Source organism: Sporosarcina sp. USHLN248 (assembly GCF_037144575.1).
Taxonomy (GTDB): domain Bacteria; phylum Bacillota; class Bacilli; order Bacillales_A; family Planococcaceae; genus Sporosarcina; species Sporosarcina contaminans.
Window position 1 is genome coordinate 1 of the sequence record NZ_JBBCZC010000093.1, and the last position, 1,883, is coordinate 1,883.

Genomic DNA, 1,883 nt, shown 5'->3' on the forward strand with positions numbered 1-1,883 from the left:
GCCGTTTAGGCGCGACAGGCATAAGACGGATTGGCGGAGCGGCGTTTTTGCCGCATAGCCGATACGGCTTATGACCCGAGCGTCTGGCTGCTAAGGCTGGACAAAACACATCAAGTAATCAACCGAGTCGATCACGTAGTGATTGAACAAATGCTTTTTTAACGTTTATCATGCATATCGCAATGCATTGGTAAACACCCGAGGATTACGAGAAGCGAGCAGGACGAGGAAGCGACCGAGCGAGGACCGGAGCGTGCTTATGCACGTGAGGACCGGAGTGAAGGAGCTGACAAAGTAATGCGAAGCTTATCGAAATCCGTATAAAGGTTAAGTTAGAAAGGGCGCACGGCGGATGCCTTGGCACTAGGAGCCTATGAAGGACGGCACTAACACCGATATGCTTCGGGGAGCTGTAAGTAAGCTGTGATCCGAAGATTTCCGAATGGGGAAACCCACTGCCCGTAATGGGGTAGTACGTTTACGTGAATTCATAGCGTAAACGAGGCACACCCGGAGAACTGAAACATCTAAGTACCCGGAGGAAGAGAAAGAAACATCGATTCCCTAAGTAGCGGCGAGCGAAACGGGAAGAGCCCAAACCAGGAAGCTTGCTTCCTGGGGTTGTAGGACACTCAGCACGGAGTTACAAAAGGATGGGTTAGGCGAAGCGACCTGGAAAGGTCCGCCATAGCGGGTAAAAGCCCCGTAGCCGAAAGCCCAGCCACTCCTGAGTGGATCCTGAGTACGGCGGAACACGTGAAATTCCGTCGGAATCCGGGAGGACCATCTCCCAAGGCTAAATACTCCCTAGTGACCGATAGTGAACCAGTACCGTGAGGGAAAGGTGAAAAGCACCCCGGAAGGGGAGTGAAAGAGAACCTGAAACCGTGTGCCTACAAGTTGTCAGAGCCCGTTAATGGGTGATGGCGTGCCTTTTGTAGAATGAACCGGCGAGTTACGATTCCATGCAAGGTTAAGCAGCGAATGCGGAGCCGCAGCGAAAGCGAGTCTGAATAGGGCGAATGAGTATGGGGTCGTAGACCCGAAACCAGGTGATCTACCCATGTCCAGGGTGAAGGTAAGGTAACACTTACTGGAGGCCCGAACCCACGTACGTTGAAAAGTGCGGGGATGAGGTGTGGGTAGCGGTGAAATTCCAATCGAACCTGGAGATAGCTGGTTCTCTCCGAAATAGCTTTAGGGCTAGCCTCAAACGAAAGAATCTCGGAGGTAGAGCACTGTTTGGACTAGGGGCCCATCCCGGGTTACCGAATTCAGACAAACTCCGAATGCCGATGATTTATGTTTGGGAGTCAGACTGCGGGTGATAAGATCCGTAGTCGAGAGGGAAACAGCCCAGACCGCCAGTTAAGGTCCCCAAGTATCCGTTAAGTGGAAAAGGATGTGGCGCTGCCCAGACAACCAGGATGTTGGCTTAGAAGCAGCCATCATTTAAAGAGTGCGTAATAGCTCACTGGTCGAGTGGCGCTGCGCCGAAAATGTACCGGGGCTAAACGGATCACCGAAACTGCGGATTGACACCATTGGTGTCAGTGGTAGGAGAGCGTTCCAAGGGCGTTGAAGCCAGATCGTAAGGACTGGTGGAGCGCTTGGAAGTGAGAATGCCGGTATGAGTAGCGAAAGAAGGGTGAGAATCCCTTCCACCGAATGCCTAAGGTTTCCTGAGGAAGGCTCGTCCGCTCAGGGTTAGTCGGGACCTAAGTCGAGGCCGAAAGGCGTAGACGATGGAGAACAGGTTGATATTCCTGTACCACCTCCCCGCCGTTATCAGCAATGGGGGGACGCAGTAGGATAGGGTGAGCGCGCTGTTGGTCATGCGCGTCTAAGCAGTGAGGTGTGGAACGAGGCAAATCCCGTTCCTA

General features: G+C 53.1%; 1 rRNA gene. It reads left to right on the forward strand.

What is annotated here, in order from left to right:
• Positions 1-325: 325 nt before the first annotated feature.
• Positions 326-1,883, forward strand: a 23S ribosomal RNA gene (locus WFH04_RS18025); the annotation flags it as partial.